Origin of the sequence: Rhodococcus sp. 14-2483-1-2, assembly GCF_002259405.1 — a bacterium.
Lineage (GTDB): Bacteria > Actinomycetota > Actinomycetes > Mycobacteriales > Mycobacteriaceae > Rhodococcoides.
In genome coordinates, this window is sequence record NZ_NPFW01000007.1 from 334,057 (window position 1) to 359,517 (window position 25,461).

Genomic DNA, 25,461 nt, shown 5'->3' on the forward strand with positions numbered 1-25,461 from the left:
TGGCGTACAACGTTCCACTCGGCCGTCAATGCGTCGAACATATTTCGGGCACGAAGCTCCCGGCAAACAGAAGGGCGGCGGGTCGCCCCTCTCCGTCGACGAACAGACGTCGGGCCACGTCTGTTGAATTCGCGACAATCCCGCTACGATCCTCGATACAACAGACCGAACGGTCTCGAACATGGAGGATCACATGCCGTATCTCGGTTTGCTGGTGATGTTGCTGTGGGTGTTCTGTCTGATCGACGTGATCACGGCCGACGACGGTGGAGTGCGATTCCTCCCGAAGATCGTGTGGCTGCTGTTGGTGGTGTTTCTCCCGCTCGCCGGCTCGTTGGCGTGGCTGTTCGCGGGACGTCCGATAGGTGGCGGAATCTGGGGAGGTCCCGGCGGCGGCAACCGGCGGGCGATCAATTCTGCGTTCCCGGAGTACGAAACGCGTCCCGGTCGTCAGGCCGCGCAGAATCCCGACGCCGATGCGGAATTTCTTCGGCAGTGTCGAGAGCGCGCAGAAGAGCAACGTCGACTCGAACGCGAGCGCCGCAAGCGAGATCTCGGATTCTGATCAGCGATCCTGGATCGACGGCGACTCGATGGTGCCCCATCGCGAGGGCGGCAGAACGATCAGGCGCGCTTTGCCGATGACATTTCGAACGGGCACCGAGCCGCCCAGTTCGTCTTTGCGGTGAGCTCTGGAATCGGCTGAGCCGCTGCGGTTGTCACCCATCATCCAGAGATTGCCGGTGGGCACCGTGACCGGCCCGAAGCAGCGTCCGGATCGGGGCGCCGTCTCGCAGGTGAGCGTGTTCTCGACGAACGGGAAGTCCATGACGACGTACGGCTCGTCGAGTGGCTGACCATCCACCTCGACGCGACCCTGCGCATCGCAGCACTGCACGGTTTGCCCACCGGTGGCGATGACGCGTTTGACGAGGTCGTTCTCGTCGGGTGCAACCAGTCCAGCCCACGAACCGGCGTCCTGCAACGCTTTCGCTATCGGGTTGGTCGACCGCGAGGAGCTGTACCCGACGTTCCACGACGAGGTCGGCGCACGGAACACCACCACATCACCTGGTTGCGGGTCACCGAAGCGAAAGGTCATCTTGTCCACGACGATCCGATCGCCCGTGCATCCCGCACAGCCGTGCAGCGTCGGTTCCATGGACTCGGACGGTATGAAGTACACGCGGCCGACGAACGTCTGCAGAGAAACGCTCAACACCAGCGCAACGACGACGAGGACGGTGATCTCGCGAAGCCAGGACGGGATTCTGCGTCGCTGAGGATCGCGTGCCTTTGTCATCCTGGCAGCCTAGAGCCAGGCAGTTGCGTAACGTACTGAGCATGTTGTTTCTGGGTCTTGTCATCGCTGTCCTCGGCGCGGTGATGATGACCGTCGCGACGAGACAGCTGTCGCGCGTCAACGAAGGCCACCATCTCCCGATGATCATGGGAAGATTCGCGGTCCGTTCCCCGTTCGCAACGACAGCGCTTCGCGTGGGAGCTCAAACTGCAGCCCTCATCGCTGCGCTGATCGTCATGAATGCGACGTGGGATTACACCGCGCCCTGGCCCTCGCTCATTGCCGTCGTCACAACTCTTGTTGCACCAGTTGCAATTCCAGTGATTGCCATAACCTTGGCGCACAATCGGCGCCTCCCGGCCCCGGCACAGTGACCATCCGGGACATCACGGACTCACGAGGTCGAGACGGACCGGGTAGACCCCGGAATCGACGGCACGGTCGAGGATGGCCGTCACTCGACGATCAACTGCATGCCGGCACGGTAGCAAGCCGATTCAGTGTTCCGCCATCGGTTTTCGCCAGCTCGAAGGACACGTTCCGAACCGCTGGCGGCCTCGGCGAGCATCGGTCCATACTGTTCCGGTGCGAAGAGCCGGATTCGGAGCCATCACCCTGGTTGCCTTCGGTTGCGCCTGTGCACCCGTCGCGGTCGACGAACCCCGGCTTCCGATTGCATCGATTCGATCGACTCAGTTCGCCGCTCCCCCGTCACCTGTCACCGAAGCCGTTCCCAGCGCCGAGCAGTTGACTGCCTTACTTGCAGCCAGCCTGAACTACTCGGTACAGGAGGAGGACCGGGCGCGACTGTTCGACGGACCCAGCGAAGGCAACGTGTCGCTTGCGCGCGCGTGGGGTGCGCAACCGGATCCGCAACACATCGATTTCACGACAGTCGCATTCACCGGCCCGGACACAGTCGATGCGAGCGGGACGGGATCTTTTCGTGGCCTCGAACCCTATTCGGTCGGTCCCATCCCCTTCGTGCGGTTCGACAACGAGTGGAAGGTCTCCCGTGCCTTCGCCTGCGGAATGGTCAGAGCCTTCGATGGACCCGATGCATGCGAGTGAACGCGATCAGTCGCACCACACTCGAAACCGAACTCAGCGCGTCTGGACGTTCTCACTGACCGGATTACCGAAACGGGAGGGCGCGAGAACATACGCGAATACGTAGCTCACCGGTGTCAGTGTTCCGAGCATTATCAACGACTCCGGGTGCAGAGAAGGATTTCCCGAGGCCGCCTCGGTCCATGCGAGCAGTCCGCCAACCACCAGCATCACGGCCGCTGCCGAACACAGTGCGAAACGGTGCCTCCATCGGTTGCGAGTCCGCGGCGGCCAGAACGCCGTAGTCCGCACTGCGTAGTGCCCACCTGCGACCGCGACGAGGCCGACCATCAGTCCGAACACTCCTCCGATCACAGCCGGGAGGGTCAGGTCCCACCACCGACCGTTGGCACTGGACCAAATGAGGACTGCAGCCGTGCACGCACCACTGGCCGACGCCACGCATAACTCCTTGGCGACCCATTCCATGCGAATGACTCAAACACACAGCTTCACGTCGATTGAATTCGGTGCAGCCAGCCGCGCTGAGCGCGGTTCATTGCACCCGATTCGCACTGTGGAACCGCTCCGGCGCAGTGAACGTCCAAGTGGACATGCTCGACGAATGGTTGGCACAGCACGACGGCGTGATCACCCGCGCGCAGGCGGCGATGTGCGGCCTGAGCGGCGATGCTGTGGACCGCTCGGTGCGAGCGGGTGCGTGGCGAACGATTCATCGCGGGGTGTATTTCGTCGTCGATCGCCCGTTCACTGCGGACGCGCGCATTAGGTGCGTTGTGTGGGGTGCAGGACCGAACGCTGTGCTCAGCGGGGAAGCCGCGGCCTTCTGGCACGGGGTGATCACCGAGGTGCCGAGCATCATCGAGGTCACCACCCCGCGCAAGGGGCGAAGCCGCGCCGAGGGATGCCGCCTCCGCCGCCGCGATATTCACAGCAAGGACATCGTCGAGCGCCGCGGACTCCAGGTCACGTCTCTCGAACTCACCGCGCTCGAAGCCTCGATAGGCAAGGCGCACATCATGGATCGGGCACTTCAGCGATACACCGACCTCGAGCGATTGCAGCGAGCCCATGCGCGAAACCCAGGTCGCACCGGCGCTCCCGAGGCGAAGCGGCTGCTGAAGGTAGCAGCCAACGGTGCCCGCTCGGAGGGCGAGCGTCTCTTGATCCGAGAGTTCCGGGCCCGCAAGATCAGCGGCTGGGTGGTCAACTATCGATGGGGCGAATACGAACTCGACATAGCTTTCCTCGCCGAGATGCTGGCCATCGAAATCGACGGCTGGGCATTCCACTCCGATCACGATGCATTCCAACGGGATCGGAGCAGGCAGAACGGCATCAGCCCGAGCTGGACGATCCTTCGCTACACCTGGGCCGACCTGACCGAACGCATGGATCACGTGATCGCCGAAATTACCGAAACCCTCGATCGAATCCGGTGCAGCCAGCCGCGCTGAGCGCGGTCGGTTGCACCCGATTTCACCGCCGTGGGGACGGGGGCGGACTGTACGAGCCATCGAGTCGACCCCTGATGCGTCGGATCGCCTTCCATCCCGCAGGCGTCACCGCGGTGCTGACTATCGCGCCGAACATGACGCCCTGCAGGAGTGCCGACCACTGGCCGGGGTTGTCTCCGAGCAGAGGCCACTTGTACAGAATTGCGAGGACCGCGAGGAACACCAGAGCACGCATACCTGCACCCTCCCATGACATCCTCAGCGTCGCGAACCATCCGGTATGGTGAGGGAAACGGGCAAAGTGGACCACGCGAGGTCGGAGGCCGAGATGCAGAAGCCCTTTCGCGAGTGGGTCATGACCGGCGCTCTGAGCAAAAGGTGCGGCGCAACCCGAGCCGATTACATCCATGCTCTGGCGCTTGTCCCCGCAGTCGGTCTCGGCTTCCTTCTGATCCACTCGATGATCGACTCGGGCTCCACAGCCCTCGATATTGCCGCAGGATGCCTGGGCGGCACCATCACCGGATTCCTCTATCTCTACATCGCGTATCGAGTCGATTCACGCAAGAAACGCGGGCCCACCCCCGCCCCGCCGCTAGGTGCTCGGCCGACACGGCTTTGAGCTGAGTCGGATCCGACGCCATGTGGATTTCGGACGTGATTCCCGCTCCGACGGCTTTCTTCTCCACGGGTACGAGGACAAGCCCCGACGAGGGCACCCCTCGTAGACGGCGTGCTTGCGACTACGCGATCTAGACTCCACCTCGTGTATCCAGATGGCGAATCTCCCGGCGGCACGATTGCCCAGACGTTGCGTGACGAGATTCTTTCCGGCCGTCGCGTCGGCGGTGAGCGGCTGGTCGAGGAGTCGATTGCCAAGTCGTTCGGCGTGTCTCGGGTACCTGTGCGGGAAGCACTCGCGCAGCTCCAGGCCGAAGGTTTCGTCACCATCGTTCGCTATCGAGGCGCAACTGTCTCGACGACGCTGCACAAGGAGAACAAGGAGCTCCTCGAAGTTCGGCACGGGCTCGAGGTGTTGGCTGCGCAGCTCGCCGCCAAGAACCGGGGCGGCTCGGTCGCCGACGAGCTTGCTGCAGTCATCGAAAGGGCCAGGACACAGGCACCCACCCCGAATGCAACCCCGCCGTTCCACGACTTGGTCGCGATGGCGGCAGGCAACGATCAACTGCGGGAGATGCTGGCCGGGGTCAATCGTCGGGTGGCCTGGGGACTCGGTCACGATCCTGGTGCGTCCGTCCACGATCACTCGGCCCTGGCGGCGGCGATTCTCAACGGCTCTCCGGTACAAGCAGGCTTTCTCATGGACGAGCACCTCAAGCGCGACGAGACCGGCACCCACAGCGAAGCCTGACCGCCAAGTCGTATACGATTTGAGCGACATATCAAGGCTTTAACACATTCGTAGCGGGGGATAACCAAGATGACACACTTTTTGTATACAAATTAGGCAGTCGTTTCGGAGAGTTACGAGAGGCGACTCACCGGAAAACATCCGTTGCCGGTGCCTGCCAGCCCGCTGGAGCACACCATGTCTGCCTCTACCTCGGAATCCATTCCACCTACTCCCCTCCCGCCGACCCCCGCGTCGGGCCTGACCAACGCCCTCGATCGCATCGGCTTCACCCGCGTCCAAGGTGCTGTCGTCCTCCTGCTGATGGCCGGACTGTTCTTCGACAGCCTGGAGCAGAACTCCACCGGCGCGATGGGCCCGCTCATCAAGGAATCACTCGGAATCGGCAATGCTCAATTGACTCTCATCAACACCGCCACCGTGATCGGCGGCCTCGTCGGACGCCTCATCGGCGGCTACATCGCCGACCGTTGGGGACGTCGAACTGCGTTGAGCCTCAACCTCCTCGTCTACACGCTCGGTGGTCTGATCAGCGCCGCAGCGGTGAGCTACGAGATGCTGCTCGCCAGCCGCTTCATCGTCGGCATCGGTCTCGGTGGCGAATTCACCGTCGGCTTGGCCATTTTGGCGGAACTCGTTGCGACCCGACACCGCGGTTCACTGCTGGCGACACTCAACATCTCGTCCGGCGGCATCGGAAACATCGCCTCGTTCGGCTTCTTCATGCTGGTACTCGGCCCGCTCGGTGGAGCGCTCGGCGGCGACGACACCTCGTGGCGCTGGACCTACGTCATCCTTGCGGTGCCGGCCGTACTGGTGGTCTTCTTCCGTCGGTATCTGCCCGAGTCCCCGCGATTCCTGATGTCCAAGGGCCGGATCGACGACGCCAACCGCAGCCTCACCAGGTTGGCCAGCGGCTCCATCTCCGGACTCCGAAACCCAGGTCCCACAAAGCAGTTCGTCACCGCGGACGATGTGTTGCCTTCCACGGAGAAGACGTCCTACGCTGAGGTGTTCAAGGGTCAGAATCTGCGCCGCACAGCAGCGGTGGGAGCCGCATCGTGGATGTCCTTCGGTGCGCAGGTCACACTGCTGTTCCTGATGCCCATCCTGCTGGTCTCCCGCGGCTACTCACTCACCGATTCGCTGCTGTTCACGATGATCATGAACGTCGGTAGCCTGTTCGGAGCCTGTGCCGCATGCTATTTGGCCGGACGCGTCCGTCGTCGTCCTACCGTCATGACCGCTGCGGTTCTCGGTTGCATCTCTGCCGTCGCATTCGCAACCCTGGCGAACAGCGTCGCCACCATCTTGATCCTCGGTGCGATCTTCCAGTTCTTCACGATGATGCTCAACACGATGCTCTCGGTATGGACTCCCGAGCTGTTCCCCACGTCCATCCGCGGCATGGGCACCTCGGTGGTCAACGGAATCGGCAATGTGGCAGGAGCCGTCATGCCGTTCGCCGCATTGTTCTTCTTCGACATCGCCGGTGTGGCCGGGGTCTTCATGATGATCGCCGGCATGTATGCCCTCCTCGTCGTCGCCGCGAAGTTCGGCCCGGAGACCTTCGGCCGATCGTTGGAGGCGGTGAACGAAAAGGAGCTCGTCGCAGCGTAATTCCACTCGATTGCACAACGTAGAAAGTAGAGAACACCATGACCGATCACTTGTCCATCTCCGCTACTGCACACGGACTGAACTACCTTCCCGAGTACTACGCAGACAACGCCGGGCTCTTTGCCGACAACGGCCTGTCCGTTCACGCGAAGGCCTGCGATCCATGGACCGGCGTGCTCGACGACCTCGCCAGCGGCGCAGCCGATATCGCGCTCGGTGGCCTGTGGGTCCCCGGAATGTACTGGGGCACATCACGACAGCTCACCGTCTTTGCGCAGCTCAATCACCAGTTCCCCAAAGCCCTCGTCATGCGGGAACCGACACCGGATGGATTCGACTGGTCCATGCTGACCGGAAAGACCGTGCTGGCTCCGGGCATCGGTGGTAGTGCACCGTATGCGATCACCGCAGGCATGATGCGCGAGAGCGGAGTCGACTCGTCCCGCACCACCTTCCTCCGTGACCTGTCGACGCCGATGTTCGTCGAACTGTTCGAGGACGGCCTGGGTGACGCGATCATTCTCGACATCACCACCGCGCAGATCATGTCCGATCGCGGCGCCGGCCACATCGTCGTCGAATACGCCGAGGTCGGCGGACTCGGACCGAACAGCGTGTACTACTGCCGCACAGATCGTTTCGAGGAACTCGAAGAGGGTCTCGTGAAGTTCGCGACGGGTCTCGACGCCGCGATGGCGACCGTCAAGGCCACCCCGGTCAGCGAGTTGCAACCGCTGCTGGCCGAGCACTGGCCCACCATCGCGATGCCGACGCTCTCTGCCGCATGCACCAGAATTCAGCAGTCGCAGACCTGGGACACCGTTCGTATCGACGGTGATGCCAGTGACCGCTGGATGCGAATCCTGCAGGAGGAAGGCATGGTTCGCTCGGCACCGGCGTTCGCGGACCTGGTCACCTCTCGCGTCGTCGACGCCGCCGAACTGACGACGGTCGGCTGACCATGGCACTGGTACTGCGTCATTCGGAGATCTCATCGCTGCTCGACCGCACGGAAGTGTTCGATGCGGTCGAGCGCGCCCTGAGCGACCTGTCCACGGGCACCGCTCAGAATCCGGCTCCGCCGTCGATGGACGGCACCGAAGACGGTCGAATCATCCCGATGGTGGCGCAGTCCGGTACCGCCGAGCTCGCAGTAGTGAAGGTGTTGTCGGACCTGCCGGGGAACCGCAGACGCGGCCTACCCCGGCAGCGCTCGACCATGCTGGTGACGTCCACTCGCACCGGCGAGTGCGTCGCCGTACTCGACGGCCGGGCGATCACGGCGATTCGCACGGCCGCCGCCAGTGCCGTGGCCACTGCGCACCTCGCACGTGCAGACAGCTCCGTCGTGGGCGTAATCGGAGCAGGTAATTTGGCCGTCGAACACGTCCGTGCGCTGTACAGCATCCGCGAGCTCGAGAGCGTCGTCGTCTGGTCGCGATCCGCGGACACGGTGGAACGGTTTCGCGACAACATCGCGGACTTGGACCTGAAGATCGAACACGCCGTATCGGTCGAAGACGTGGTGCGACAGTCCGACATCGTCTGCTCGCTCACTCCCTCCGTCGAACCGATTCTGTTCGGGGAGTGGTTGCATGCGGGCACTCACCTCAATGTGGTCGGAGCCGCACCGCGCCCGGGGGAACGCGAGGTCGACGGTGTTGCCATGGCGCGGTCGAGGGTGGTGGTCGACAGCACTGCGACAGCGCTGTCCAAGTCCGGTGATGCGCTGCTGGCGATCGCCGAGGGGGCCGTCGACCACAGTCACTTCGATACCGAACTCGGCGACGTCATCACCGGCCGGAAGACCGGACGATCGACCGGCACGGAGATCACGCTCTTCGACTCCACCGGCATCGGGCTCGAGGATCTTGCGGTCGCAGAATTGGTCGTCCAGCGCGCCCGTGCCGCCGGAGTGGGGACCGAGATCGATCTGACGTCGTGACCACGTCCGCAAACGCGCGCGCGTTTGCTGAACGCGCGCAAGATCGCGTCCGATTCGGGCCTGATCCCCGCGCGTCTGACAAGTGCGCGCGCGTTTGCGAAAGAACCGGCCCAGCCCGCACCCCACCAGCCCCGCATCCCACATCGATCCGGACCTCAGGCGCGCTTGGACAAGTACATTCGCTCGTCTGCCATGCGTAGCAGTTGGTCCGGGTCGGCGGCCGGTTCCCAGCTCCATCCGACGCTCACCGAGACCGGGATGTCGGTGCCGTCGATGTCGTAGGGGCCGGCGAGGAGTCCGCGAACTCGGTCGGCGAGGCATTCGACACCGTTGCGTGAGCGGGCACTGCGCAGGAGGACGACAAATTCGTCTCCGCCGATACGGCAGGCGACGTCATCGGATCGGGTGTTGTCCAGGATGCGACGGCCGATTGCCTGGAGCACCCGATCCCCCACCGCGTGTCCGAATCGATCGTTGATGGACTTGAATGCGTCGACGTCGACGAAGAGCACTCCCACCGGACGACCGTCGGCGGAGTCCCTCATCGCTTGCAACTCCAACATCAGGCGTCGGCGATTGGCCAGTGAGGTGAGGTCGTCGATCAGCACCTGGCGTTCGAGTGACGCCTCGGCGGCTTTGCGTGCGGTGATGTCCTGGATCTGCGCGATGATCACGTCGCCGGATTCGTCGTCGCGCACCACGGTCACGTTGCGCTGCACCCAGATCGTCGCACCGTCCTTGCGGATGTATCGCTTCTCCGACGCCACGTTCGTCAGCGTCCCTTCGGCCAATCCCTTGAGGTGTTCGTCGGCGAGGGGAATGTCGTCGGGATGGGTGATGTCGCGAAAGGTTTTCTGTCGCAATTCTTCTGCGGTGTAGCCGAGCAATTCGCACAGGGCCTTGTTCACCTGGAGCCATCGTCCGTCGCGGGTCATCACCGCTTTGCCGATCGGGGCGTTCTCCATCACGTTCTGGAACAGCCGGATCGCGCGATCGCGCTCACGCTCGACCTCGGCGCGCGCGCTGACGTCGACGACCAACGCGGTGAACCCGACGACGACACCGTCGACGATATCGGGCACGTAGGTTGCCTGAGTAACGCGCACAGCACCGTTGACGTCGATGAGTGTCCGGTCGAACTGCTGCTGCTCACCGGCGAGGACGCCGGTGATGTACGGCAGGTTCAATTCGTACAGCGTCTCACCGAGGAGTTCTCGGATGTGCTTGCCGACCAAGTCCTGAGGTTCGATTCCGAAGAAATCCGCATACACACGGTTGGCGAACACATTCCGGAGCGCGCTGTCCCAGTACCCGATCATCGACGGCAAACGATCGACGGCACGGCGCATCACCTCGTTCGATGCGTTTCGCGTAACGGTCATGAACCACCTCACTTGTGACGCCGACCGTTGAACGGTACCGAAATATATCGCGTTCGGCCTGCAACACGAACATCGATCCCATCAGTGCGCAAGTGCGCACATGTGTGTACGTTGAAACCATGCTTCGCTCCAACATCGCTTTTCGACGCCTCTTCACCGCGCAGGTCGTCGCGTTGCTGGGCACTGGACTGCTCACGGTCGCGTTGGGGCTGCTCGCCTACGACATCGCAGGCAGTGCCGCAGGCGCTGTGCTCGGCACCGCTCTGGCGATCAAGATGATCGCGTATGTGTTTGTCGCTCCGATTGTTTCGTCACTGACCAGCATGCTTCCCCGCAGGTTCGTGCTCGTCACCGCCGACGTCGTCAGAGCACTCACCGCGCTGGCGTTGCCCTTCGTCGATCAGGTGTGGCAGGTCTACGTGCTGATCTTCGTGCTGCAGGCCGCGTCGGCCACCTTCACTCCCACCTTTCAGGCGGTCATTCCGTCCGTGGTGCACGACGCGCAGCAGTACACCCGCGCGTTGACACTCTCGCGAGTCGCCTACGACCTCGAATCTCTGGTCAGCCCACTCATCGCCGCAGCCCTGTTGACCGTCATCGGCTTCCACACGCTGTTCGTCGGCACAGCTCTGGGGTTCGTCGCCTCCGCGGCACTGGTGCTCGGCACCGCATTACCGAGACACCTCGCAACCAAGACCCGAAGACCGACCTCGGGCATCGCGACGTTCGTCAGAAATCCCGAACTACAGGGACTGCTCGCGTTGAACACGGTGGTCGCTGCAGCGACGGCTCTCGTGGTGGTCAACTCCGTGGTCTATGTCCGCGATCTGTTCGGCGGATCGAGCAGCCAGCTGGCCATCGCTCTCGGCGTCTACGGTGCCGGTTCGATGGTGGCGGCACTGTTCATCCCGCGAGCCCTCGGATCCATCAGCGACCACACGCTCATGCTCACCGGAGCCGCAGTAGCCGTGACCGGAACTGCCGCAGCAACACTGGTGGCCACCCTGCACGGAGGGTCGGCCGCCTGGGTTGCACTGGCCACGACATGGGCGCTGCTGGGCGTCGGGACGTCGATGATCAACACGCCGTCGGCGAGGATTCTGCGTCGTGAATCCGACGAGAGCACTCGGACGTCCATCTTCACAGCGCAGTTCTCGCTGTCGCACGCGGCGTTTCTGCTCACCTATCCGATTGCGGGGTGGGTCGGTGCCCGGTTCGGGCTGTTCACCGCGGCGATGGCGCTCACGGGCTTGGCTACACTTGCGGCACTGTCCGCAGCACGCCTGTGGAGTCGCTCCCGAATGTCGGTGGTCGTCTCCGCGTAGGGAGACGACGTTCGATGCCACCGAAGAAGGAACCGCGCATCAGTCTCGACCATGCCGTCGAACCGGACTCCGCCCGCCTGGCCACCGCAAGCGACACCTTTCGGATGCTTTCGGACCCCACCCGACTGCACATCCTCTGGCTACTCGACCGAGGCCCCGCCGACGTCAGCGCATTGACCACGGCCACCGGAACCTCCCGCACCGCCGTCAGCCAGCATCTGGCCAAGCTCCGATTCACCGGACTCGTCGAGACCCGACGCGACGGTCGCAACGTCATCTACCGCCTGGCCGACGGTCACCTCGCCCGTCTCGTGCGTGAGGGCCTCAACTTCGCCGACCACAAGGTCACCGGCGAGCCCCCGCACGAATAGCCCTGCACCACAACAAGAAAGCACCCGATGAAACGCCTGGCCGTTATCGCAGCCGCCATTCTCACCGCGACGGCGCTGTCGGTCGCCCCGGCAGCTGCTCATGCGTCTCTGCAGTCCAGCAATCCTGCCGAGAACTCCGTGCTCGACGCCGCGCCGGACGAGGTGACCCTGACGTTCAATCAGTCCGTGCAGTCGAACTTCGCCACCGTCACCGTCATCGCACCCGATGGGATCGATTGGGCAGCATCGGATCCCGTCGTCGACGGCAGCACGGTGACCGTAGATCTGGACGGGCTCGGTGCTGCGGGTGAGTACAACATCGGCTACCGAGTGGTCTCCGCCGACGGGCATCCGATCACCGGCAGCGTCCCGTTCCAACTCACCCAAGCCTCTCCGACGTCGGCGGCAACCGCAGCAGCAGCGGCCCCAGCCCCTACCGAAACAACACCGACCGCCGCCGCCCAAGACACCGAAGACAGCAGCGGCTTTCCGATCTGGATCATCGCGGTGGTCGTCGTCGCGGTGGGTGCGGCCGGTGTTCTGTTCGCGCTTCGTAAACGCAGCAACTGACAGCCTCGACCAGTGCGGACGTGAGAACATGCAGCATGAGTGACGGTGGCCCACGCCCGAAGTCCGATGGCCGTAAGCGGCGTTGGGAACAGCACAACACCGATCGTCGACGCCATATCATCGACGCCGCCATGACGGTGCTGGCGCGCGACATCGCACCCGGTGAGCGGCTCACCACCGCTCAGATTTCCGCCGAGGCCGGGGTGCATCGCACCGGTCTGTACCGGCATTTCCGTGATCGCACCGACTTGGATACGGCCATTCAGCGGGCCATCTGCTCGGAGTTGACGGCCACGTTGGTCACGTCGTTCGCGTTGACCGGAACACCTCGCGATGTGGTCCATCGCGTGGTGAGCACCTACGTGCGGTGGGTTGCCGAGCATCCCGCGTGGACGCGTTTCGTCGAGCAGGACGTCAGTGCAGAGGCACCGACGCCCCTCGAGGAGACCAACGCAATGCTGGCCGAGCAGTTGGAAGTGAGCGTCGCCGCGTTCCTGGCACTCGTGCACGCAGACCTGACCGCCGACGACTGGTCGCTGGTGCGGCCGTGGGTGGCAGGCCTGGTCTCCGGCTGCATGGGTGCGGTGCGCAGTTGGAGCGGGCAGACCGAATCACGGACCGGCCTCGATCATTTCGCCACGTTCCTGGCCGACACCATCTGGCTGCAGGTCAAGGGACTCGGAGCGTCCCGCGGGATCGCAATCCCGCAAGTGCCCCTCGAAAGCGTCGTCGAGGAACCTCAGCCGAACGACGGCTCACTGCGGTAGCGCGACGGACGTCCGTCGATACCGAGGGCGCGCCACACGCGTCGGGACACGCGGTTCATCATTCCGAGTTCGTCGGCCAGCATGCGCACGTCACCGAATGTGTCGCGCAATGCCTTTCGTGACGGTTCACTGTTCCACCACACGGCATCGACGACGTCGTCGGGGATGGCGAGGTCGCGACGCATCTGCTTGCTGGGCTTCATGATCATGTCGCACAGGATTCGCATGATGACGGGCATGAGCACCGAGATAGACGCCTTCTGAACGCGTCCGAGCCGCGGTGCCTTGTGCTTGAGGTACTGGTGTGCGAAGCCGATGTGCCGCGCCTCTTCGGCGATGTGGATCTGCATCACGCGCATCACCAGGGGGTGCCCCACCGCACCGCTGCGCAGGATTCCCTTCTGCATGTGGTCGATCGGCTCCTCTCCTGCGAGGACGCCGACGAAGAATCCGAACGGTGCCGATCGGCTCGCGAACAGGGCGAGCACCGGCACGATCTTGCGGAACCACGCGGGCCCGCCCGGTACGTCGATGCCGATGCGGTTCACCAGTTCCTGGAACATCTGGGTGTGGTGGCACTCTTCGGTCGCCTCGTGCGTCGAGTACCGGAATTCGGGTGAATCGTTCGGCAGCGTGAGGGCGTAGTGCATGAGTCCGCTGATGAGGATCTGCTCGAACTGCAGGCCGACCTTGACCATGCTGGCCTGGCGGTACATGCCGATGTGGATCTGCTCGTCCAGGGGACGCGACTTGTACCAGTCGGTGTGGCCGAGCGGATCCTCGTCGGGAAGAACCCAGCGTGGATCGTTGGGGACGATCGCGTACTCGGGCTCATCCCACGGGATGTCGAGGAAGGCGTCGAAGTGCTGATGCACCGATGCCGTCGACAGTGCATGCAGGTTGTCTCGGTAGAGCGTTCGTGCGTCGTCGACTGCAGTCATGGTGGTCCTTCCGCCTGCGTCCGAACAATGTGTACGCAACACAGCGTCACACATAAAATGCGTTAGTGCAACGGACCGTCGCAGATAAAAGCGAAATTCTCTTCGAAACGACAAAACCGGCCGACCGCTGTGCGATCGACCGGCCTCGGGGAGTCACGTCACCAGTACGGCAACACCATCACAACAAATCCGACGCCGACGACGATGCCGAGAATTCCGGTGCCGACGGCCAAGGCGGTGTCGGAGCGTTCGGCTCGCTCCCCGGCGAGATCGGGGCTGCGATCGGCCCAGAGCGCGGAAGCGACGGCGATCAATCCTGCCGCGATGCCGAGCCCGGCAGCCCAGAACGAGACGATCGACAGCGCGCCGAACATGACGGCGATCTCGGTCACCTGAGCGCGGGTACGGATGCGTCGGTTCCACCACTTCGGTGGCATGTCGTCGTCCGAATCACGTGTATCGAAGTGGGGAGAGGTGACGGTCACTGCGGACTCCTTTCGAGTGAGAATGTGCCTCCATTTTGGCACTCGACGGTTGAGAGTGCCAATCCCCTGGACGGCACCGATCGGGCGCGAGAACGCCCGGTTTTGCACACGCGCACACACCGTTGGGCTGGACCCCACCTCGACTAGACTTCCTGTGCAGGAGAGGGAAGAAAGCGGGTCGTTGCGTCGTGGAGGATCACTGGTACCGGCTCATGTTCGCCTCCAGCCCCGTGGCGCAAGCTCTCTCCGATGCCGATGGGCTCTTCGTCGACGTCAATGCCGCCTACTGCGAACTCGTCGGCTTGACCTCCTCTGAACTGATCGGTCGATCCGCGACGGTGCACACTCACCCGGACGACCTTCCGCTCCACGGCAGCGTCGAGGATCTGATGGCCGCCGGGACGGCCGCGGAAGAATCCGTGAAGGTCGAGGTGCGGTTCGTTCGACCGAACGACGAGATTCGCTGGGTTCTTCTGACTCTGGTTCCTTTCACCGGTCCGTCCGATGCCGAGTGGACGCTCGCTGCCGCTCTCGATATCACCGAACGAAAGGAAATAGAGGACGGCATCCTGCGTGCGTCCCGAACGGATCAACTGACCGGGGCACTCAACCGTCGCGGCTGGTCGGACTACGCGGTGTCCGTCGTCGACGACAGTTCGGTCGACACAGTCGTCGCGGTTCTCGATCTGGACCACTTCAAACAGTTCAACGACCACTTCGGCCATGCAGCCGGCGACGCGTTGCTCCGCGACTTCGTGTCGAATGCCCGCAGCTGCATCGGCGTCGATGGGCTCCTGGCACGTTGGGGCGGTGAGGAATTCGTTATCACCCTGCGCAACTGCGATCGGCGCGGTGCTCTTCGATCACTCGAGGCTCTTGCAGCCGCCATGGCTTCTTCGGGGGTGACGTTCTCGGCCGGATACACACTCCAGCGTCCGAACGAAGGCCTTCGCAACACACTCGACAGAGCCGACGTTCTGATGTTTCAGGCCAAGCGCGCCGGCCGCAATCGAATGATCACCGACGCCCCTCACTGAGACAGCGCCCCATTTGCTGATACGGCAACAATACTTGCCATGAAGCTGCGCTGGCTGTCACCCTGATACCGGGACACCACCGGGAGAGGACGATCGATGACTCACGCATTCGACAAGGACTACTGGGAGCACCATTGGGATGACAGAACATCCCATACCGTCGCCGCGAATCCGTACCTCGTGGAGGAAACAGCCGGATCGACGCCCGGTACCGCGCTGGACGCAGGATGTGGCACCGGAGGGGAAGCGATCTGGCTCGCCGAGCAGGGCTGGCAAGTCACCGGTGCCGACATCTCCGCAGCCGCCCTCCAGTCCGCCGCGCAGCAAGCGCAGACAGCAGGGGTCGGCGTCACCTGGATCGAAGCCGACCTGACGACCTGGAACCCCACCGAGCGATGGGATCTGGTGATGACCCACTACGCGCATCCGTCGATTCCACAGTTGGAGTTCTATCGACACATCGCGCAGTGGGTCGCGCCGGGTGGTTCACTGCTCATCGTCGGACATCTGCACGATGGCGCACACCATCATTCACACGAGGGCGAACCGCCGCACGAGGCCACCGTCACCGCGAAAGACATCACCGCCCTGTTCGACGCCTCCTCATGGCACATCGACACCGCGATCGAGCGTTCCAGGACCGTCGGCGGTGTGGGTGTGCACTCGAAGACGTTGCGCGATGCGGTGGTTCGGGTCAGTTCGCGGACACAGCGATAGCCTCGGCGAGTCCGTCGACGAGTGTCGGCAGGAAGTACGGTATCGACAGTGCCGTCGGGCCCACTGCAGCTCCGGCTTCCTGCCCGACGAATCCGGCGACGGCGCCTGCTGCAACGGCCGGAATCTGCCGTGAGACAGGCGAATCGAGGAACTGCTGCAGGGCGTCCTCGGTATCGACCTGCGTGAACACCACATCGGCGTCGATCTTGGAGATGTTCTCCGCCGAGACGGTCGTCGAGTAGGTGGCATCGTCGGTCGCGAGGTCGGTCACCGATGCCGGTGAGACGAAGCCGAGATTCTCGAGCAGCTCCACTCGCGGGTCCGACGGCAACAGTAGGTAGTACACGTCGGCAGCCTCGGACACGTATGCAATTGTGCGGCCGTTGAATTCGGGATTCCGAGCGCCTGCGTCCTGCACCTGGCGATCCAGGTCGGCCACGAGATCGCGTGCGCGCTCGGGGACCCCGAGAACATTACCGGTCGTGGTGATGACGTCGCGCCACGGCGTCGACCACAGTTCTTCGGGCGGGGCGATGACGGGAACTCCGGCAGCGGTCACCGCGTCGTATTCGGCCCGGGTCAGCCCGGAGTGCGGAGCCAACACGACGTCGGGGTCGGTGGCGAGAAGCTTCTCGACGGACAGTGCGTCCGTGACGTTGTCGAGCAGAACCGGGGCCGGACCGCCGAGCGACTCGATCGCGTCGGACACCCACGGATAGATCAGATCATCACCTCCGCCGTACTCGGCCGACGGCATCGCCACCGGGACGACCCCGAGGGCGAGCACCGCGTCGGTGGTGCCGAATCCCCATGTCGCGACCCGTTCGGGTACCGCGTCCAGCGTGGTGTTGCCGTACATGTGGTGCACGGTCAGCGGAAACGAGCCGGTGGACGGTGACTCGGTCGGGCTGTCGGTCGAATCGGACGAGCTGCAGCCGACCAGTGCGATGGATGCGGCTGCCACGGCGGTGAGCACTGCAGCGAAGCGGAACGTGAGGCGATGAGTCATGAAATTCCTGTAGCTCGGCGAATCGGAACCTATAGGTTAGCCTTAGCTTCCTTTTGCCTGAACACCCCCTGCGTTCGGCTCACAGGAACCTTGCAGCGAGAGTTCAGCGTCCTCACCGGAACGTCCCAGAGTATTGGCACTACCGAAAGAACCGCTGCCATCTCAGAGGAGACCGACGATGCCCCGAATTCCAGAGCCCACCAACACTTCTGCCGGGCCCACCTACGAGGGACGACTCCTCGACCGCCCCGATGAGGAAGTGGTCGATCAGGGTGCCGGGTTCGACATCACCACCCTCGTCACTCGCCGACGTGTGCTCAGCCTCGTCGGTGCCGGGGCCGGTGCGTTCGCACTCGCCGCCTGCTCCAGTACCTCCAGCGCCGGAAGCAGCACCACCACTGCAGCTTCCACGTCGGCGACCACCGCGAGCGCCACCAGTGAGATCCCCCAGGAGACCAACGGCCCCTACCCGGCCGACGGCACGAACGGCGTCAACGTGCTGGGAGAGTCCGGAATCGTGCGCCGAGACATCACGTCCAGCCTGGACGGCGGCACCACGGTCAGCGGGGTTGCCCTCTCGCTCACCTTCACCCTCACCGACCTCGCGAACAGCAACGGCCCCTACACCGGCGCGGCCGTATATCTGTGGCAGTGCAACGCCTCCGGCGAGTATTCGATGTACTCCGAGGGCATCGAGGACGAAACGTACCTTCGCGGAATTCAGGTCGCCGATGCCAACGGCACGGTCACCTTCGACACGATCGTTCCCGGTTGCTACTCCGGACGCTGGACCCACATTCACTACGAGGTCTATCCCGACGCCGCATCGGCTACCAACGTCGAGAACGCGATCGCCACATCGCAGGTCGCATTCCCGCAGGACATGCTCGAGACCATCTACCAGGAGAAGACGGACCTGTACCCGGATTCGGCGAAGAACCTGACCCAGATGGGCAGCCTCGACAACGACAACGTCTTCGGCGACGGCTACGACCTGGAGATGGGAACCTTCACCGGCGATCCCACCTCCGGCTACGTCGGATCGCTCGCCGTGGCCATCGACGCCACCACCGAACCGACCATGAGCGCGCCGCCCTCGGGCGGAGCAGGCGGAGGCGGCGGCGGCCAGGCTCCGATGGGCGGCGGCACTCCCCCGGCCGGCGGATCCGCACCCACCAACTGATCACCCTCACCCCACACCCCCGAAGGAAACACCATGTTGCACAACCTCACCGGCTGGCACGCACTCATCGTTCTCGCCATCCTGCTGCTCGTCTTCGGCTCCACCAAGCTCCCCTCACTCGCCAAGGGCGTCGGCCAGTCATTGCGCATCCTGAAAGACGAAGTGCGCGAGGAGAAGAAGACCGCCACGCGTGACGACACGCCGGCACCGGTGTTCGCCGACGCTGCATCCACGCCGGTTCCGTACCGACACACGTCGTGAGCACAGCCACCGCCGCGCAGGGCTCAGCCACACTGCCTGCCACCCCACGGGGCACCATGCCTCTTGCGGGGCATATGCGCGAGGCACGTCGCCGCGCGATACGCGCGGCGGTGTCGCTGCTCGTCGGCATAGCAATCGGATTCGCGCTGTCCGATCAGATTCTCGACATCCTGCGCGCACCCGTCGAAGAACTCGCCCTCACCCGCCAGGCCAGCCTCAACTTCGAAACCGTCACCGGCGCTTTCGATCTCGAACTGAAGATTGCGCTGTTCACCGGCGTCATCGTGTCGTCTCCCGTGTGGTTGCGTGAGCTGTTCGCCTACCTCACCCCCGGCATGACGCGTCGGGAAAAGAAGTACGTCTACGGATTCTCCGCGGCCGCCGCTCCACTGTTCGTCGCCGGCTGCGTGTTCGGGTTCGCCATCTTCCCCCGCATGGTCAGCGTCCTCGCCGGTTTCTCCTCAGACCAGGACAGCACCATCCTCAACGCCTCCTACTACGTCGACTTCGTCATGAAGATCGTGTTGGCCACCGGCATCGCCTTTGTCCTCCCGGCCCTGCTGGTGATGCTCAACTGCCTCGGCATCCTCTCCGCGCGCAGGCTGCGCAGCAGCTGGCGTATCAGCGTCGTCGGCATCGCGCTGTTCAGTGCACTGGTCACGCCCGCCGCAGACGTCCTGTCGATGTTCCTGGTCGCGGTTCCCATGGCCACACTGTTCGGGGCAGCGATCGCGATCACCGAAGTGCACGACAGACGAGCCGCTCGACGCGCCCTGACACCACCGAAACCGGAGCTCACATCATGTTCGGATTGACCTTCGAGAAACTCTTCCTGGTCGCGATCATCGCCGGGTTCGTCCTCGGCCCCTCGCGCCTCCCCGGATACGCCCACCAACTCACCCGCGCCGTGCGCACTGTGCGCCACTTCGTCGACACCACCCGCACGGCCGCCGAAGTCGAAATGGGCGTTCCGCTTCGACGCTCCGAATGGGAATCGATGAACCTGCGGCAATACGACCCCCGCCGCATAGTCACCGACGCATTGCGTGACACCGAACCCCTGCGTGCCACCGACGAACTACACGACACCGACTGCGCAACCGAGCAGGTCCTCGCAGAAGCAACCCGCGTCCGACCCGGCCAGAAATACCTCATCACCGGCCCCGCATCGCATCCCCGACGCATCCTCATCGACTCACTACCCCAGGACGATCCGCGGCGCATCGCCGCACGACGGCGGCCCGAAGCCGCCACTTCGAATACCGGTCCTGATCCGACAACGTCAGGTGACAGCCGTTCCGCACGGAGATGACGCCGGCCTCAAAGGTCCCGAAACCGAACTGCACTTTGTCTACGCCGAGCATCAGCACATCGCGGCTTCCCGGAGAATCAGCTTGCAATTGCAGAGCAGTTGCCCCGACGCGTGCGGCAATATCCTGCACTCGCGAGAGTGCGCATCGGACGCTTTTGGTCGTCTGCCTCAACATCTGATGGTTGCCGGTTTAAATTGGCCACTCGGCGAGACCGTGCCTCGGACGGACTCGCGGCTACAATCGGCGCACTTCGTGCCAAGAGGGTTTCGATTCGCCCTTCGGCGAGACCGCGTCTTGGACCCTGACCGCGGCTGCAGTCACCGTGTCTCGGGGTCCGATCGTGGTTTCAATTCGCCCTTCGGCGAGACCGCGTCTTGGACGGCGAACCACTACGCAGGTTCGATACTCGAGTAGCGGTTTCAATTCGCCCTTCGGCGAGACCGCGTCTTGGACTGAGTGCAACGCGAGATCACATACTAGGGGTGTCTACAAGTTTCAATTCGCCCTTCGGCGAGACCGCTTCTTGGACAGTGCAATTGTCGCGCTCGTAAAGTACACCGTCGAGTTCTGGTTTCAATTCGCCCTTCGGCGAGACCGCGTCTTGGACCAGAACCGTCACGTTCTGATCCGGAGCTCGTCGGTTCGTTTCAATTCGCCCTTCGGCGAGACCGCGTCTTGGACGGTGGAGATCTGACCATCGATTGATGCGTGGCTCACCGTTTCAATTCGCCCTTCGGCGAGACCGCGTCTTGGACGCAACTGCAATGTCGTCCATGATGGTCATCTAGCCGTTTCAATTCGCCCTTCGGCGAGACCGCGTCTTGGACCCTACCTCAAGAATCGGCCACCGGACCAGCACTGATGTGTAACCTCTGCACACCAGAGTCGCTGGCAGACCGTTCGATAAACGAAAATCACCGGACAGGACCCTGTTTCCGCAGGTGAAACCGAGTGCACACCAAACGCCCTCACCCCTTCCTCGCTCGCCACTTTGCTCAGCCCCATCGTCTTTGTCAGAATGCCGCCCAAAACAACGGTGCCGGTGTCGGCTGGGACTGGCCCACCATGATGCGGCCGTTCCAACAAGTGCCGCACTGTCGCGCGACGAAGAACGAATCGATGTCCGGATCGATGATGGCGGTCACAGCCTCCACCAGCGCTGCCAGCTCTTCAGCGGCGATCGTACAGAGAAATACGCTGTACTGAATGCGGTCACCCCACCGCTGCAAACGAGCAGCCACCTTCGCTCGCCGGTCATCATTGGAAATGTCGTAGCAGGCGATCACCGTCAGCGCCACGACAAACCCGTCCATTCATTCGCCTCGCCGCCGATCAACGCAGCAAACCGCTCCGCCTGCCGATACACGTGGCGACGCAGGCTGCCCGAAATCCGGGTAATGCTCCGCTCGTGATCTGCAACATCCGCCTCTCGTAGGCATCGGTGAGAATGTTCTTGCCAGCTTTGGTCAGCCACACACCCGGATCAGATTCCCGACGCTGCCCATGATCCACAGTGAGCGCACCGCGACGGGTGAGCGCCACCACTACTTCGTCGACGATCAGCGGCCGAAACTCCTCCATCAGATCCAGGGCAAGGCTGGGTCGTTGTCCGGATTCGGTATGCAGCAATCCGAAAGCCGGGTCAAGACCGGCGGCGACGATGGCAGAGACGCACTCGCCGAGCAGTACGGCGTACCCGTATCCCAACGCAGCATTCACCACATCGGTCGGCGGACGTCGACTGCGACCATCGAAGCCCATATCGGCCGGGAGCAGCATGCCCAACGCCTCGAAGTAGCTGCGCGCCGCCGCTCCCTCCAACCCCATGACCTCCTCCGCCGTCTCCGAATCCGGCAGCAGGCTGGTCATCGCCCTCATGCGACCGACCAACTCGGCAATGTCATCGGCGCGATCCCGGCGGCCGAACCACTGAACTACCGTGATCTGGTGTCGAATTTTCGTGTCGACTACTTCCCGCGCAAAACCGAGTACCCGATCTCGATCACCGGAGACTTCGATCTGTGCGCGCAACCGCGCGACGCGGGTACTCGAACTTCCAGCAAGCAACTGCCCTTGGTATGACCCACGGCGGGACAGGAACACAACATCGATTCCTCGGGACAACGCCCAAGCACGCACACCAGCGGACACCCCAATCGACCCGAAGCATACGACCCGAGCTACCAGCGAGATTGGGGCGTCTAGGATCTTCTCGTCATCCCGCGACTCGACAAGCAATCGGCCTTTAGAAACAAAGACCCTACTGCCCTGCAGCGCGATGTAGACCACACGCCGGTCTGGTTCGGCAATTCGGTGCTCTGCAAGTACAGGTGGGTAGCGGGGCCCGAAATCCTCTCCGAGGAAACAGAACCCGTCCTCGAACGACATCACTTCGGTCTTCTCGGACTAGAGCTTCATCTTCAACTCCTGTAGTACACCGGTGGCGGTCCGAGCTGCCTCCCACGCATCGTTGGCGGATTCGCACAGTACGGTGAAATCATCGGCGAACCGGACCAGAGCGAAACCTCTGTCGAGTAACGCATTATCCATCCGGACCAGCACCAGGTTCGACATCAGTGGAGACAGCGAGGTGCCCTGCGGCACACCGGACACCTCCCGCAACCCATGCGGGGTGAACACACGACGCTCGAGCAGCATCATCAACACCGACCGGAGTGAATCATCCGGCAGCGTAGCGAGCAGAAGTCGCAAGGCGTGCTCACGGGGCACAGTCGCGAAACAGTCCTCGATATCGGCCCGCAGTACCCAGCCCATACCGGCTTCGCGGTGGCGCGCCACCGCCTGAACTGCATCGGCCACACCGATACCTGGCCGGTACGCGTACGACGCTGCGCCGAGCCACGGATCGACGTGCGGTGTGATCGTGGTCAACAACGCTCGTTCGACGATACGGTCCACAACTGTCGGAACCGCCAAAGCGCGAAAGCTGCCGTCACTCTTCGGAATCAGGATCTGATGGAGATTTCCAGGCCGGTAGGTGCCAGCAATGAGATCGGATTGCAGCCGTTCGATTCGCAGCTCCGCATCCTGCTCGAAACGAGATACCCCGACCGAGGGCGACGATTCTTCCTGACGGGACAGGATCGTTTCCCAAGCACGTCGAGTTTATCGACGACCGATGCGAACAACGCGCTTTCCGCCGTCATGGCTACGCTACAGACTGCCCGACCGACGGCGAAAGCGGTACCATCGCAACCGTACCGAGGCCTCGGGCTGTGTATCGCCCCACGCCCGCATACTCGGCCAACCTCAACAGCCTGTCGAACACTCCCGCGACGCCTGGGTCCGTACACACATAGCGAATGCGCCCCAGGTATCCGGAGACGGTGAGGCCCGCGAGGTGAAGGACTTCGCTACATCCATCGACATCGCTAACCCAGACCTTGCTCCATCCTGCGGGGTCGATCTCGATCGCCCCTTCGGGATGTACGGCATTCCACCGCTGTATCAGCGACCGTCCCATCGCAAATGGATCCGGCCACGGGCTGAATCTGCTGCCGTTGCCGAAGGCTGTGGGAGTGAGGAAATGCACGTCCCACGACGCCGCTGCAGTCTGCGTCGTGAACTCCGTCCAGTCGGCGCTCGCCACCGGATGGGGGTCGGTGAGCACAGTGCCGCGGCTGCCACCGAAGCGCACCTCCGATCCCGCCGACACTCTGCCGAGGAGGCGATCGCGCGCCGCGTGTGTCAGCGTCGCCACCTCCACGACACCCATACCGTCAACGGACCGCATCGGCCGCACGGACCAGTCCTTCGGTGAACGCCAGTGCTCGTCATCGACCCATCGACACGCCACAGCGTGCAAGTGATCGAGCTTGACCCCCGCAGGGTCGATGCCTGCGATCGGAATTGCCCAGCGGCTGAGCATACTTACTCCCCGACTCGATGACGGAACCGCCCGAGTGCACGGCATCCGATGATCTGAGCATCATCGTTGCGTACCTCGTCCAGCGGAAACAACAGATCACTTCGCCGACGGAGCGTCTGCGCGGTAATTCGAGACACGACATAGAAGTTTCCGTCCACTGGGTCGGGGAGCCCGGTGGCCTCGTCCAGGTGAGAAACATCCACAACCGTTGTTGCACAGCCATTCAGAGACACCGTGCCCGGCTCGCCGCGCATCTCGGCGATTCGCGCGGGCACACTCGATCGAGGCGCAGACAGCGCAATCTGATCGCCTTCGTATACGGCGAGATCGTGCGGAGTGAGGTTGACGACGACCCCGGCTGCCGGAATCGGTTGCCACCAAGGAGGTTCGATAGGCTGACTCGAATGCACGCGCATGATCTGTGCCTGCCCTTCCGTGCCAGCTGAAAAGTTTGTCTTGTTGCGGGCGACAAGATGCAGCCGCCGCCATGGACTGATCCAATGCCGAGACTGTTCACCGGAATTCGGCTTCTGAAGGTATGCAGCGACATAGCGCCCGGCGAGCACGCCCACCGATTTCGGCGTGTTCAGCGTGACCGCAACCGAGGCCCGTGGGTGCTTGTCCAACGCTTCGAGCATCGTTCGGGCAATGAGCTCGGCCGCTTCTCGCGGACACACTCCATTTTTGCCGACCGTCACAGCCTGCCGTGCGGCACAGTCGGTCGGTCCGTTCGTACCCCAACCAACAAGGACCGTGGAGTCTGCGGTCCGGCCGAAGAGTTGCCGATCTATCTCCTCTACTTGGTGATCCGAGAGGGGCGGGCCAACCGAGAGATGAATGTCCAGGTGCACCAGTGTCGTATCGAAGTCTCTGTCGTTTGGCGACCGAATTTCTTCGAGTGGCTCGGACACTTGCGAAGGTTCGGTAAAGCTGGGATTTTTTTGGTCGCGGTCGAATTCGATGAGCATTGTCGTGTCGGGCAGCGGCCATTGATACCCGATGGCAAATTCGATCGGCCAGTGAGCATTCGGAGCAAGTTCGAAGGCAGATGATTGGTCGTCGGTGGCGGCCGCACGTTCGAGATCGGCGCGCGCTTTCTCGACTACCTCAGCAAGATCTACTATCCTGCCGGTGCCCAGATCGAGCGAGCTTGTCACGCTTCGATAGTCGAGCGACCGCTTCTGGCTATGCGCGTTCGCCTTCTTGTGAAGATCCGTAGCACGTTCATCGAGGATCCGCAGATAGTAGAGCGTTCCATTGGTCCGGCGCTGGAATGTCACCAGCCAGGCAAGACACCACAGGATGGCGAGGGACGCGACTGTAAAGCTCAGCCGCGGGACGGTGAAATGGTCGGGGTCGATCGTTGATTGACCTTCTTCGTGCCGGAGGAAGTCCTCCACAACCAGACCTACTAGAGCGGTAGTCACGACCAGAGTCGATGAC

The 25,461-nt window shown here is 63.1% G+C and carries 31 protein-coding genes and 1 pseudogene; 19 read left to right on the forward strand and 13 right to left on the reverse strand.

Annotated elements, in window-relative coordinates; all coding sequences use genetic code 11:
• Positions 1 to 193: 193 nt before the first annotated feature.
• On the forward strand, positions 194 to 565 hold the full coding sequence (locus CH295_RS06270; protein ID WP_037194160.1) for a PLD nuclease N-terminal domain-containing protein: 372 nt from the start codon (positions 194 to 196) through the stop codon (positions 563 to 565).
• On the opposite strand, the gene lepB is transcribed toward CH295_RS06270, so the two are convergent.
• A complete protein-coding gene (gene lepB, locus CH295_RS06275) occupies positions 566 to 1,303 on the reverse strand; it encodes a signal peptidase I (protein ID WP_094740075.1) in 738 nt (245 codons plus the stop codon).
• A 41-nt stretch (positions 1,304 to 1,344) separates the two neighbouring features.
• Here lepB and CH295_RS06280 point away from each other — a divergent pair, with 41 nt between their 5' ends.
• Both CH295_RS06280 and CH295_RS06285 read left to right on the forward strand, forming a co-directional pair.
• The gene (locus tag CH295_RS06280) at positions 1,345 to 1,677 is read left to right on the forward strand and encodes a hypothetical protein (protein ID WP_094740076.1); all 333 of its coding nucleotides are present in this window, start codon (positions 1,345 to 1,347) and stop codon (positions 1,675 to 1,677) included.
• A gap of 211 nt (positions 1,678 to 1,888) precedes the next feature.
• Positions 1,889 to 2,374 carry an MTB12 C-terminal domain-containing protein gene (locus CH295_RS06285; protein ID WP_094740077.1) on the forward strand — a complete coding sequence of 162 codons (486 nt, stop codon included), beginning with the start codon at positions 1,889 to 1,891 and terminating at the stop codon, positions 2,372 to 2,374.
• Positions 2,375 to 2,407: 33 nt separating this feature from the next.
• Here CH295_RS06285 and CH295_RS06290 read toward each other — a convergent pair whose 3' ends face one another.
• Positions 2,408 to 2,815 (reverse strand): hypothetical protein, encoded by a 408-nt coding sequence (locus tag CH295_RS06290; RefSeq protein WP_141216964.1) that lies wholly within the window; start codon positions 2,813 to 2,815, stop codon positions 2,408 to 2,410.
• A 134-nt stretch (positions 2,816 to 2,949) separates the two neighbouring features.
• On the opposite strand from CH295_RS06290, the gene CH295_RS06295 reads away from it, so the two are divergent.
• Positions 2,950 to 3,831: a type IV toxin-antitoxin system AbiEi family antitoxin domain-containing protein gene (locus tag CH295_RS06295; RefSeq protein ID WP_353955457.1), complete on the forward strand. Its 882-nt coding sequence runs from the start codon at positions 2,950 to 2,952 to the stop codon at positions 3,829 to 3,831.
• A gap of 22 nt (positions 3,832 to 3,853) precedes the next feature.
• Here CH295_RS06295 and CH295_RS06300 read toward each other — a convergent pair whose 3' ends face one another.
• Entirely contained in the window at positions 3,854 to 4,066 is a 213-nt protein-coding gene (locus CH295_RS06300; protein ID WP_141216965.1) for a hypothetical protein, read from the reverse strand.
• 93 nt (positions 4,067 to 4,159) lie between these two features.
• Here CH295_RS06300 and CH295_RS06305 point away from each other — a divergent pair, with 93 nt between their 5' ends.
• From CH295_RS06305 to CH295_RS06325, 5 genes are all read left to right on the forward strand, one after another.
• Complete coding sequence (locus tag CH295_RS06305; RefSeq protein WP_141216966.1) at positions 4,160 to 4,453, forward strand: hypothetical protein; 294 nt, start codon at positions 4,160 to 4,162, stop codon at positions 4,451 to 4,453.
• A gap of 144 nt (positions 4,454 to 4,597) precedes the next feature.
• Positions 4,598 to 5,203, forward strand: a complete 606-nt coding sequence (locus CH295_RS06310; protein ID WP_170945773.1) for a GntR family transcriptional regulator — start codon at positions 4,598 to 4,600, stop codon at positions 5,201 to 5,203.
• A 177-nt stretch (positions 5,204 to 5,380) separates the two neighbouring features.
• Positions 5,381 to 6,823 (forward strand): MFS transporter, encoded by a 1,443-nt coding sequence (locus CH295_RS06315; protein WP_252341928.1) that lies wholly within the window; start codon positions 5,381 to 5,383, stop codon positions 6,821 to 6,823.
• A gap of 38 nt (positions 6,824 to 6,861) precedes the next feature.
• The gene (locus tag CH295_RS06320; protein WP_094740082.1) at positions 6,862 to 7,782 is read left to right on the forward strand and encodes an ABC transporter substrate-binding protein; all 921 of its coding nucleotides are present in this window, start codon (positions 6,862 to 6,864) and stop codon (positions 7,780 to 7,782) included.
• A gap of 2 nt (positions 7,783 to 7,784) precedes the next feature.
• Positions 7,785 to 8,768 (forward strand): ornithine cyclodeaminase family protein, encoded by a 984-nt coding sequence (locus tag CH295_RS06325; protein WP_094740083.1) that lies wholly within the window; start codon positions 7,785 to 7,787, stop codon positions 8,766 to 8,768.
• A 155-nt stretch (positions 8,769 to 8,923) separates the two neighbouring features.
• Here the strand turns inward: CH295_RS06325 and CH295_RS06330 are convergent, their stop codons facing one another.
• Entirely contained in the window at positions 8,924 to 10,150 is a 1,227-nt protein-coding gene (locus CH295_RS06330; RefSeq protein WP_141216967.1) for a GGDEF domain-containing protein, read from the reverse strand.
• Between the two features lie 119 nt (positions 10,151 to 10,269).
• Between CH295_RS06330 and CH295_RS06335 the strand changes: the two genes are divergently transcribed.
• Genes CH295_RS06335 through CH295_RS06350 form a run of 4 tightly spaced genes read left to right on the forward strand, consistent with a single transcriptional unit; the run spans position 10,270 to position 13,183 of the window.
• Positions 10,270 to 11,475: an MFS transporter gene (locus CH295_RS06335; RefSeq protein WP_094740302.1), complete on the forward strand. Its 1,206-nt coding sequence runs from the start codon at positions 10,270 to 10,272 to the stop codon at positions 11,473 to 11,475.
• A 14-nt stretch (positions 11,476 to 11,489) separates the two neighbouring features.
• Positions 11,490 to 11,846, forward strand: a complete 357-nt coding sequence (locus tag CH295_RS06340; protein WP_032396178.1) for an ArsR/SmtB family transcription factor — start codon at positions 11,490 to 11,492, stop codon at positions 11,844 to 11,846.
• A gap of 27 nt (positions 11,847 to 11,873) precedes the next feature.
• Positions 11,874 to 12,416 (forward strand): copper resistance CopC family protein, encoded by a 543-nt coding sequence (locus CH295_RS06345; RefSeq protein WP_094740085.1) that lies wholly within the window; start codon positions 11,874 to 11,876, stop codon positions 12,414 to 12,416.
• Positions 12,417 to 12,451: 35 nt separating this feature from the next.
• Complete coding sequence (locus tag CH295_RS06350; protein ID WP_094740086.1) at positions 12,452 to 13,183, forward strand: TetR/AcrR family transcriptional regulator; 732 nt, start codon at positions 12,452 to 12,454, stop codon at positions 13,181 to 13,183.
• Here CH295_RS06350 and CH295_RS06355 read toward each other — a convergent pair.
• Entirely contained in the window at positions 13,156 to 14,124 is a 969-nt protein-coding gene (locus CH295_RS06355) for an AurF N-oxygenase family protein (protein WP_094740087.1), read from the reverse strand. The two genes, CH295_RS06350 and CH295_RS06355, sit on opposite strands and share 28 nt — an antisense overlap.
• A gap of 158 nt (positions 14,125 to 14,282) precedes the next feature.
• Positions 14,283 to 14,609 (reverse strand): hypothetical protein, encoded by a 327-nt coding sequence (locus CH295_RS06360; RefSeq protein WP_094740088.1) that lies wholly within the window; start codon positions 14,607 to 14,609, stop codon positions 14,283 to 14,285.
• A gap of 188 nt (positions 14,610 to 14,797) precedes the next feature.
• Here CH295_RS06360 and CH295_RS06365 point away from each other — a divergent pair, with 188 nt between their 5' ends.
• The gene (locus tag CH295_RS06365) at positions 14,798 to 15,646 is read left to right on the forward strand and encodes a GGDEF domain-containing protein (protein WP_094740089.1); all 849 of its coding nucleotides are present in this window, start codon (positions 14,798 to 14,800) and stop codon (positions 15,644 to 15,646) included.
• A gap of 96 nt (positions 15,647 to 15,742) precedes the next feature.
• A complete protein-coding gene (locus CH295_RS06370) occupies positions 15,743 to 16,363 on the forward strand; it encodes a class I SAM-dependent methyltransferase (RefSeq protein ID WP_094740090.1) in 621 nt (206 codons plus the stop codon).
• Here CH295_RS06370 and CH295_RS06375 read toward each other — a convergent pair.
• A complete protein-coding gene (locus CH295_RS06375; protein ID WP_094740091.1) occupies positions 16,341 to 17,372 on the reverse strand; it encodes an ABC transporter substrate-binding protein in 1,032 nt (343 codons plus the stop codon). The genes CH295_RS06370 and CH295_RS06375 overlap by 23 nt on opposite strands.
• 178 nt (positions 17,373 to 17,550) lie before the next feature.
• On the opposite strand from CH295_RS06375, the gene CH295_RS06380 reads away from it, so the two are divergent.
• Genes CH295_RS06380 through CH295_RS06395 form a run of 4 tightly spaced genes read left to right on the forward strand, consistent with a single transcriptional unit; the run spans position 17,551 to position 20,128 of the window.
• Complete coding sequence (locus CH295_RS06380; protein ID WP_094740092.1) at positions 17,551 to 18,555, forward strand: dioxygenase family protein; 1,005 nt, start codon at positions 17,551 to 17,553, stop codon at positions 18,553 to 18,555.
• A gap of 33 nt (positions 18,556 to 18,588) precedes the next feature.
• Positions 18,589 to 18,816, forward strand: a complete 228-nt coding sequence (locus CH295_RS06385) for a twin-arginine translocase TatA/TatE family subunit (protein WP_037193794.1) — start codon at positions 18,589 to 18,591, stop codon at positions 18,814 to 18,816.
• Positions 18,813 to 19,631 (forward strand): twin-arginine translocase subunit TatC, encoded by an 819-nt coding sequence (tatC, locus tag CH295_RS06390; protein WP_252341929.1) that lies wholly within the window; start codon positions 18,813 to 18,815, stop codon positions 19,629 to 19,631. The genes CH295_RS06385 and tatC overlap by 4 nt, the downstream gene beginning before the upstream one ends.
• Positions 19,619 to 20,128: a Sec-independent protein translocase subunit TatA/TatB gene (locus CH295_RS06395; RefSeq protein ID WP_252341930.1), complete on the forward strand. Its 510-nt coding sequence runs from the start codon at positions 19,619 to 19,621 to the stop codon at positions 20,126 to 20,128. Before tatC ends, CH295_RS06395 begins: the two co-directional genes overlap by 13 nt.
• Positions 20,129 to 20,159: 31 nt before the next feature.
• On the opposite strand, the pseudogene CH295_RS28500 reads toward CH295_RS06395, so the two are convergent.
• The 6 genes and pseudogenes from CH295_RS28500 to CH295_RS06425 form a co-directional block, all read right to left on the reverse strand.
• Positions 20,160 to 20,303 (reverse strand): annotated as a pseudogene (locus CH295_RS28500) (hypothetical protein); the annotation flags it as partial.
• An 839-nt stretch (positions 20,304 to 21,142) separates the two neighbouring features.
• Positions 21,143 to 21,442, reverse strand: coding sequence for a CRISPR-associated endonuclease Cas2 (gene cas2 / locus CH295_RS06405; protein WP_212556146.1), 300 nt, complete (start codon positions 21,440 to 21,442; stop codon positions 21,143 to 21,145).
• A gap of 19 nt (positions 21,443 to 21,461) precedes the next feature.
• Complete coding sequence (gene cas1, locus CH295_RS06410) at positions 21,462 to 22,517, reverse strand: CRISPR-associated endonuclease Cas1 (RefSeq protein WP_094740094.1); 1,056 nt, start codon at positions 22,515 to 22,517, stop codon at positions 21,462 to 21,464.
• Between the two features lie 18 nt (positions 22,518 to 22,535).
• Positions 22,536 to 23,234 (reverse strand): reverse transcriptase domain-containing protein, encoded by a 699-nt coding sequence (locus CH295_RS06415; protein ID WP_094740095.1) that lies wholly within the window; start codon positions 23,232 to 23,234, stop codon positions 22,536 to 22,538.
• Between the two features lie 64 nt (positions 23,235 to 23,298).
• The gene (gene cas6 / locus CH295_RS06420) at positions 23,299 to 24,018 is read right to left on the reverse strand and encodes a CRISPR system precrRNA processing endoribonuclease RAMP protein Cas6 (RefSeq protein ID WP_170945777.1); all 720 of its coding nucleotides are present in this window, start codon (positions 24,016 to 24,018) and stop codon (positions 23,299 to 23,301) included.
• A gap of 2 nt (positions 24,019 to 24,020) precedes the next feature.
• Positions 24,021 to 25,445, reverse strand: a complete 1,425-nt coding sequence (locus CH295_RS06425) for a hypothetical protein (protein WP_141216969.1) — start codon at positions 25,443 to 25,445, stop codon at positions 24,021 to 24,023.
• Positions 25,446 to 25,461: the final 16 nt, after the last annotated feature.

Coding starts and splice junctions, on each gene's coding strand:
- cas1 (WP_094740094.1), bottom strand. CDS start 22,517: ATGTCGTTCGAGGACGGGTTCTGTTTCCTCGGAGAGGATTTCGGGCCC.
- CH295_RS06325 (WP_094740083.1), top strand. CDS start 7,785: ATGGCACTGGTACTGCGTCATTCGGAGATCTCATCGCTGCTCGACCGC.
- CH295_RS06320 (WP_094740082.1), top strand. CDS start 6,862: ATGACCGATCACTTGTCCATCTCCGCTACTGCACACGGACTGAACTAC.
- CH295_RS06330 (WP_141216967.1), bottom strand. CDS start 10,150: ATGACCGTTACGCGAAACGCATCGAACGAGGTGATGCGCCGTGCCGTC.
- CH295_RS06305 (WP_141216966.1), top strand. CDS start 4,160: ATGCAGAAGCCCTTTCGCGAGTGGGTCATGACCGGCGCTCTGAGCAAA.
- CH295_RS06280 (WP_094740076.1), top strand. CDS start 1,345: ATGTTGTTTCTGGGTCTTGTCATCGCTGTCCTCGGCGCGGTGATGATG.
- lepB (WP_094740075.1), bottom strand. CDS start 1,303: ATGACAAAGGCACGCGATCCTCAGCGACGCAGAATCCCGTCCTGGCTT.
- CH295_RS06370 (WP_094740090.1), top strand. CDS start 15,743: ATGACTCACGCATTCGACAAGGACTACTGGGAGCACCATTGGGATGAC.
- cas2 (WP_212556146.1), bottom strand. CDS start 21,442: ATGGACGGGTTTGTCGTGGCGCTGACGGTGATCGCCTGCTACGACATT.
- CH295_RS06335 (WP_094740302.1), top strand. CDS start 10,270: ATGCTTCGCTCCAACATCGCTTTTCGACGCCTCTTCACCGCGCAGGTC.
- cas6 (WP_170945777.1), bottom strand. CDS start 24,018: ATGCTCAGCCGCTGGGCAATTCCGATCGCAGGCATCGACCCTGCGGGG.
- CH295_RS06350 (WP_094740086.1), top strand. CDS start 12,452: ATGAGTGACGGTGGCCCACGCCCGAAGTCCGATGGCCGTAAGCGGCGT.
- CH295_RS06340 (WP_032396178.1), top strand. CDS start 11,490: ATGCCACCGAAGAAGGAACCGCGCATCAGTCTCGACCATGCCGTCGAA.
- CH295_RS06385 (WP_037193794.1), top strand. CDS start 18,589: ATGTTGCACAACCTCACCGGCTGGCACGCACTCATCGTTCTCGCCATC.
- CH295_RS06395 (WP_252341930.1), top strand. CDS start 19,619: ATGTTCGGATTGACCTTCGAGAAACTCTTCCTGGTCGCGATCATCGCC.
- CH295_RS06355 (WP_094740087.1), bottom strand. CDS start 14,124: ATGACTGCAGTCGACGACGCACGAACGCTCTACCGAGACAACCTGCAT.
- CH295_RS06375 (WP_094740091.1), bottom strand. CDS start 17,372: ATGACTCATCGCCTCACGTTCCGCTTCGCTGCAGTGCTCACCGCCGTG.
- CH295_RS06380 (WP_094740092.1), top strand. CDS start 17,551: ATGCCCCGAATTCCAGAGCCCACCAACACTTCTGCCGGGCCCACCTAC.
- CH295_RS06315 (WP_252341928.1), top strand. CDS start 5,381: ATGTCTGCCTCTACCTCGGAATCCATTCCACCTACTCCCCTCCCGCCG.
- CH295_RS06270 (WP_037194160.1), top strand. CDS start 194: ATGCCGTATCTCGGTTTGCTGGTGATGTTGCTGTGGGTGTTCTGTCTG.
- CH295_RS06300 (WP_141216965.1), bottom strand. CDS start 4,066: ATGCGTGCTCTGGTGTTCCTCGCGGTCCTCGCAATTCTGTACAAGTGG.
- CH295_RS06345 (WP_094740085.1), top strand. CDS start 11,874: ATGAAACGCCTGGCCGTTATCGCAGCCGCCATTCTCACCGCGACGGCG.